Source organism: Paraburkholderia sp. C35, assembly GCF_003121405.1.
Classification (GTDB): Bacteria; Pseudomonadota; Gammaproteobacteria; order Burkholderiales; family Burkholderiaceae; genus Paraburkholderia.
On the sequence record NZ_QBUY01000199.1, the window covers coordinates 1 to 6,235 of the forward strand.

Consider the following 6,235-nt stretch of genomic DNA (forward strand, 5'->3'; position numbering starts at 1 on the left):
ATAAGGCGCGACAGCCGACACACCGTTTGCCACCTGGGCGGCCTGGGCCGAACTGGTAAGGCTCGCTGAGACGCGGGTGCTTGAAGAGGGTGACGCGCTCTTAAAGAGCGCTGGCAGCGGGCATCAAGAAGAGTGATGCCGTGTGAAGGATAGGCCCGGCTGGGGGCCCGCAGGCAACTACAAGGATTGGCGGTGTTTAGCGGCTTTCTTTTGCCTACTTTTCTTTGCCGCGGCAAAGAAAAGTAGGTGCTGCCCCGCACAGGGGCGACGCGTGAAGTACTGATACCAATTCGCGGATGCCAGCGAACCCAAACCAAAACCAAACCAAAAACCATCACCCTCGAGCCACGCGCAGCGGCAACTCAACCTTAGGCATCAACTTCCCCGCAACCCAAACCCGCACGGTAAGCGCAGCAATCATCAAAATAACGCCGTTAGCAACAACAAAAAGCCCCACAGCCAACCACTCGATCTCACCGGTCGCACCGCGCTCAACCATCCTCATAGCAAGCGTCGGCATCGCAGCAGCACCAAATGTAAAAGCCCAATACGAAGGCACAAACCCTTGTCGCCGGATCCACGGCAGCAAACGCACCATCATCAGCGCCTGATACAACCCATACCCAAGCAGAACAAAAGCAAACAGATCCGGCACACCATGCGTGATGCTCATATACGCCACGCCTCCCACCACAGGCGGCGCAACCTGAATCCCAAGCAAGGGCCGCAGCGCCTCAGGCAACGGCGTATGCACCGCCGCCCGATGCAGCACCCCCGATTCGGTCGCAAGCCACGACAACACCCCCGCGCCGAAGAACAGCATGCCAATCTGCGTCCAGCCAAACGAAGCCGCTGCCGTCGCCGCGACAAAACTCGGCGCCACGGCAGGCAGATAGATCGCAGGCGTCGTCAGTTCAGGATTGCGTCCGCCTTGCCAGATGCGTCCCTGCAGATGTACACCCACGGCAAGCTGTACAACGGTCGAGACCACAAACACGACAAGCCCCGCCGTATGTGAATAATTAGCGAGCGCCATCGCTGCCAGCAGGCTCGACGTCGCCCCTAACGCGATGAACGACGATTGCACCGGATGTTGCCACTCCGCCTGTGCCTGCTCGCGCTGCAGCAGCCACTTGCGCGCATAACTCACCAGCACGATTGCCCACACGACGAGTGCCCCAATCGTCAGCACATCGACGATCTCCGACGGCACGGTCCAGATACGCGCCGCAACGCGCCACGCATTGGCCAGAGCCAGTGCACCAACAGCAATGCCGAAAAAGGAAGCGGGCATCACCGTATCGTTTGTCTTCGATTGCATGTCACTCTCCTGTTCCATTTGCGTCGCAGTCACTGCTTACTGCGTTGCGCCGATGAAAAGCACTGTAAAGGTGGCACCTCTGCGCGCGAATGCCGCGCCGACTCGACAACATGCTCGATCGGATCATCGGCTTCGGAAAATCGCACACGCAGCGCGCAATGAGCCGATCGGGCAGGAATGTGAGCCGCGCGAGCATGGGCCGCGCGCACCGCCGTTCGTATGCTCGGCGCTCCCGTTTTCATCATGGAGTTTTCGTCAGACATGAAGTCCGTTGCATCGACGCTTCGCAGCCTTGCGGCCTCTGTCATCGCGACATGTATCTGCGTCGCCGTGCCGGCGCTCGCAGCAGAGCCCGTCACGTCCGCCGCCATCTATCAGTCGCGGTTGCAGCCGCTCGACGGCAAGCTCGAATCGCTCGACCGCTATCGCGGACATGCGCTCGTGGTCAATTTCTGGGCGCCTTGGTGTGGTCCCTGCAGGACGGAAGTGCCCGAATTCGTCGCGCTACAGGACGCCTGGCGCGGCAAGGCGCAATTCATCGGTGTCGCGCTCGACGAGGCTGCGTCCGTCCGCGCATTCGCGCACGACTATGGGATCAATTACCCGCTTTATCTCGCAGGCATGGGCGGTATCGCCGTCATGCTGCGTGAAGGCGATACGCGTGGCGCGGTGCCCTTTACGGTCGTCTATGACGGCAGCGGCCACAAGGTCGGCACCATCACCGGGCTGGCAAGCCGCGAGCGACTCGAAGCGCTGCTGCAGACGGCCACTGCGGGCGTTGGCTCGCGTCCCGCCGGACAATGAACCTGCATGCGTGCCAGCTACCTAGTGCGAACGGCTGCCGCGTTCGGCGCTGCAATCCAGCCTTTCCGCCGATGCCTGCAACGCAGCCCTCACACGCGACATCGCTTGCGGCGAATCGACCAGCACGGCATCCATCTGCAGACAGGCTGCCTCGCGGTAGGCCTCGGCATCGTTCACGGCGAAAGCGACCAGCCATGTATCGGCGGCGCGGCGAAAGCATTGCACCGATGCCGGTGTCCATGTGCGCGCAACGAAATTCGAACGTCCCTCGCCCAGCGTGAATCGCTCGATCACCTCGACTTTGCGATCCAGTTCGAAGCCCGCGTGCGTAGCCGCTCGCGGCACCTCGCACTGCCCTGTCAGCGCGACGCCGAATAGCCGCTCGCGCGTCGCATCGCGCGACTCGAACACGCGTGCCTGCGGATAACGTGCAAATGCCGTTTGATAGTCGGCTTCCGTCGAATACAGCGTGACGCGCGGCCACTCATTCAGTGCATCGAGCACGCGCGCGACAGCAGCAGCTTGCGGCGCGGCCGGTAATGCCTTCATGTCGAGCACGACGGGAACGTTGGCGGGAATGATGCGCAGCGCGTCTTCGAGTGTTGGAATGCCGACAGGCTTCTGCCGATAAGGCCTGATACCCGGCGCTTGCGGCGCTTCGAATTGCCAGCCTGCGTTGACGCGCGCCAGTTCGGCTGCGGTGAGGCTCGCTACGGGGCCGTTCGCATCCGTCAACGCCGACAGGTCTTTCGGTCGATACAGCACCGGCACGCCATCGCGGCTCAGCTGCACGGTGAGCCAGATGACGTCGGCGTGATTTGCGAGCGCGCCCTGAATGGCCGCCAGCGTGTTCTCGGGATTGTCAGCAGTGCCACCGCGATGGGCGATCAGCGCGGGCCATGTGCGCGTGTCAGCTGAGGGAGACGGCGCAACCGCGGTGTCCGTCGTGCAGGCTGCAAGGCTCGCGAGAACCGCGATAGCAAAGAGATACCCCGTTATCCGCATTCGATGCATGAGTGTCGTGAATGTTCGCGCCGCGCACGCGGCAACGCGTCATGGTAGTCGCGAGCGACACTGTGCGCCTGCCATGCGCAACACTTGATGACACTTTGCGATCGAATGCGAGTGCGAAGCCTGGTATGCCTTCACGCAGGATCGCGCGCGGCGGCCATCTGGATCAACGCCTTCGCTTTCGCGAGCGGCTCGACCATCGCTGCGTCGAGTCCATAGCCGTCGACCAGCACGCCCGTGATGTCTTCGATGGCGAGCCACGTGACGCGCGCTTCGTCCTCCCACACCTGCGCCTTGAGCGGCAGCAGCAGCCCTGCGCATGGGTTCGCCTGCATGACGGGCGTGCCGCCCTTCGGGTTGCCGAACACGAGGAGACGCGTTGGGCGCAGCGTCATGCCTGCCTGCGCGGCGGCATCGGCCTGATCGATATCGACGAAGATCGTCATGCCCTTGTCGGCCAGCAGGCCGCGCAGGCGCGCGACCGTGACGGAAAAGCCGTGCTCGCTCCTGAACGTCGCAACCGACGCGGGACATTTCACTGCTTCAGTCATTGCACACTCCGGTGATGGCGTCTCACCGCAGTGTAGTCATTGCGATGCAACAACAGAAGCAGAAGCTTGCCCGGCCATCGCACGGAAATTCTCCGGCGTGGCGAAGCCCAGATACTGCGCCTGCATGTCGGGCGTCAGCACTTCGATCAGCGTGCTGTTCTCGATCCACAGTTCGATCACGTCGAAGAAGTTGTTGCCGCGCGTGCAGCGCACCGCGCGCCAGCCTTCGCGCTCGCCGATCGCAATCACCTGCTCTGCCGTCAACGGTGACGCCACGGCCATATGGAATCCGCTGTATTGCGCGCGCGAGGCCGCCAATTCGCCGATCGGCTCGCGTGTGTCGCCGGGTGTGAGAGTCAGGTTGCTCGGATAGGTCTCGATGATCGTGCCGCGGTCGTCACCCGCAATGGCCATCCACGCGCCTTCGAAAGGCGAAAACGGTGCAGCGAAACCGCCCCACAGTTCAGCGAGGGTACGCGCGACGCGCTCGGGGTGTTGCGTGGGAATGGACGCGTGAAAGATCATCGAAGCTCTCCAGTGACTCGTGACGTGACGAACGGTGCTCAGGCGTAGTAACGCTGCTGCTACGCGCCGCCGGTTGTATTTTTTCTTGTCACGCGTTGCATGGACGATGCAGCGGCAGTACGGTGAGTAGTAGAACGGAAGCGATTTGCCGCGTTTAAAAACGAAGCTGCGGAATAAGCCTGTCGATGCGCGCTCATGCGGCATCGTTCGCCATGCTAGAAGCGCAGTGACGCTCGTCCAATCGGGAGTTTTACTAACAGCTTTCTATTCATCTGACGAAGTGCCTGCAGAAAAAGAAAACGCCCACCATGACGGCGGGCGTTTTGCTTTCGAAGCGGAGATGCTACAGCGACGCTACTGGAGCATCAGACAGCCATTACCGTGACAGCCTTCGTCACGAGGTAGGCTTCCATCGCTTCCGGACCGCCTTCCGAGCCGTAGCCCGAATCCTTGACGCCGCCGAACGGCATTTCCGGCGTCGGCGTGGCGGGCTGGTTGATCCACAGCATGCCGACTTCGAGGTTCTGCGACAGCAGATGCACGTTGCGGAACGACTTCGTGAACGCGTAGCCTGCAAGGCCGAACGGCAGACGGTTCGCTTCGGCGATAGCATCTTCGAGCTTGTCGAAGCCGCGGATCGCAGCGATCGGGCCGAACGGTTCGTTGTTGAACACATCGGCTTCGAGCGTGACGTCGGTCAGCACGGTCGGCGCGAAGAAGTTGCCTTCCGAGCCGATGCGCTCACCACCCGTCGCGACCTTGGCGCCCGTGGCGCGCGCGTTTTCGACGATGCTCGCCATGGCCGTCAGACGGCGCGAGTTGGCGAGCGGCCCGAGTTGCGTGCCTTCCGCGAGGCCATCGCCGACCTTGAGGCTTTCTGCGTGCTTGACGAGCGCCGCCGCGAATTCTTCACGGATGCTGTTGTGCACGAGGAAACGTGTCGGCGAGATGCACACCTGACCGGCGTTGCGGAATTTCGCGCCGCCTGCTGCCTTGACGGCGAGCGCGACGTCCGCGTCTTCTGCGACGATCACGGGCGCGTGGCCGCCGAGTTCCATCGTGGCGCGCTTCATGTGCTGGCCGGCGAGTGCCGCCAGTTGCTTGCCGACGGGCGTCGAGCCCGTGAACGTGACCTTGCGGATCACGGGATGCGGAATCAGGTAGCTCGAGATTTCAGCGGGATCGCCGAACACGAGACCAACCGTGCCGGCGGGCACGCCGGCATCGACGAAGGCCTGCAGCAGTTGTGCGGGCGACGCGGGGGTTTCTTCCGGTGCTTTCACGAGGAACGAGCAGCCGCTTGCCAGCGCGGCGCTGAGCTTGCGCACGACCTGGTTGACGGGAAAGTTCCACGGCGTGAACGCAGCGACGGGACCGATCGGTTCCTTGAGGACGAGCGATTGCGCGTTCAGGTTACGTGACGGCACGACACGGCCATAGACGCGGCGGCCTTCGTCCGCAAACCATTCGATGATGTCGGCAGCCGACAGTACTTCGATGCGTGCTTCCGCGAACGGCTTGCCCTGTTCCTGCGTCATCAGACGCGCGATGTGGTCGGCGCGCTCGCGCACGAAGCCGGCCGCCTTGCGCATGGTCGTGGCGCGTTCGTTGGCGGGCACCTTGCGCCATGCTTCGAAGCCCTTTTGCGCGGCTTCCAGTGCGCGGTCCAGATCGGCCTTGCCCGCATGCGCGACCTTGCCGATAGGCTTGCCGGTGGCGGGGTTGACGACATCGATGGTCTTGCCGCTGGCGGCGTCGCACCATTCGTTGTTGATCAACAGGCGGGTGTCAGAGTAGCTGCTCGATGTGACCATGCTGTGTTCCTGGGGTTTTTGCGCGCGGTGCGCGTGGGCTGGAATTTTTTCGGTGGGAATGTCGATGTTAGCTGATTGGGGGGAAGTTTGCTGGGGCGCTTGTCGTTTTCGTCTGCGACGGTTTTGGGTGTTTTTTTGTTGGCGTTCGCGGTTTTGTGGTGGCGTCCGCTTTTTGTTAGTGGTCTGCTGGTGTTGCCCCTGTGCGGGGG

6 protein-coding genes are annotated in these 6,235 nt (G+C 62.5%); 1 reads left to right on the forward strand and 5 read right to left on the reverse strand.

Annotated elements, in window-relative coordinates; all coding sequences use genetic code 11:
• Nucleotides 1–334 precede the first annotated feature (334 nt).
• Entirely contained in the window at nucleotides 335–1,321 is a 987-nt protein-coding gene (gene tehA / locus DK391_RS43610; protein ID WP_109484206.1) for a dicarboxylate transporter/tellurite-resistance protein TehA, read from the reverse strand.
• Between the two features lie 261 nt (nucleotides 1,322–1,582).
• On the opposite strand from tehA, the gene DK391_RS43615 reads away from it, so the two are divergent.
• Complete coding sequence (locus DK391_RS43615; protein ID WP_109484207.1) at nucleotides 1,583–2,125, forward strand: TlpA disulfide reductase family protein; 543 nt, start codon at nucleotides 1,583–1,585, stop codon at nucleotides 2,123–2,125.
• Between the two features lie 21 nt (nucleotides 2,126–2,146).
• On the opposite strand, the gene DK391_RS43620 is transcribed toward DK391_RS43615, so the two are convergent.
• From DK391_RS43620 to DK391_RS43635, 4 genes are all read right to left on the reverse strand, one after another.
• On the reverse strand, nucleotides 2,147–3,130 hold the full coding sequence (locus DK391_RS43620; protein ID WP_109484208.1) for a glycerophosphodiester phosphodiesterase family protein: 984 nt from the start codon (nucleotides 3,128–3,130) through the stop codon (nucleotides 2,147–2,149).
• 140 nt (nucleotides 3,131–3,270) lie between these two features.
• Nucleotides 3,271–3,687, reverse strand: a complete 417-nt coding sequence (locus DK391_RS43625; protein WP_109484209.1) for a DUF302 domain-containing protein — start codon at nucleotides 3,685–3,687, stop codon at nucleotides 3,271–3,273.
• A gap of 36 nt (nucleotides 3,688–3,723) precedes the next feature.
• The gene (locus tag DK391_RS43630; protein ID WP_109484210.1) at nucleotides 3,724–4,212 is read right to left on the reverse strand and encodes a hypothetical protein; all 489 of its coding nucleotides are present in this window, start codon (nucleotides 4,210–4,212) and stop codon (nucleotides 3,724–3,726) included.
• Between the two features lie 365 nt (nucleotides 4,213–4,577).
• A complete protein-coding gene (locus DK391_RS43635; RefSeq protein WP_109484211.1) occupies nucleotides 4,578–6,026 on the reverse strand; it encodes an NAD-dependent succinate-semialdehyde dehydrogenase in 1,449 nt (482 codons plus the stop codon).
• Nucleotides 6,027–6,235 lie beyond the last annotated feature (209 nt).

What these genes read in the sequence shown, in the direction of transcription:
- tehA (WP_109484206.1), bottom strand. Translation starts at nt 1,321, where the DNA reads ATGCAATCGAAGACAAACGATACGGTGATGCCCGCTTCCTTTTTCGGC.
- DK391_RS43615 (WP_109484207.1), top strand. Translation starts at nt 1,583, where the DNA reads ATGAAGTCCGTTGCATCGACGCTTCGCAGCCTTGCGGCCTCTGTCATC.
- DK391_RS43620 (WP_109484208.1), bottom strand. Translation starts at nt 3,130, where the DNA reads ATGCGGATAACGGGGTATCTCTTTGCTATCGCGGTTCTCGCGAGCCTT.
- DK391_RS43625 (WP_109484209.1), bottom strand. Translation starts at nt 3,687, where the DNA reads ATGACTGAAGCAGTGAAATGTCCCGCGTCGGTTGCGACGTTCAGGAGC.
- DK391_RS43630 (WP_109484210.1), bottom strand. Translation starts at nt 4,212, where the DNA reads ATGATCTTTCACGCGTCCATTCCCACGCAACACCCCGAGCGCGTCGCG.
- DK391_RS43635 (WP_109484211.1), bottom strand. Translation starts at nt 6,026, where the DNA reads ATGGTCACATCGAGCAGCTACTCTGACACCCGCCTGTTGATCAACAAC.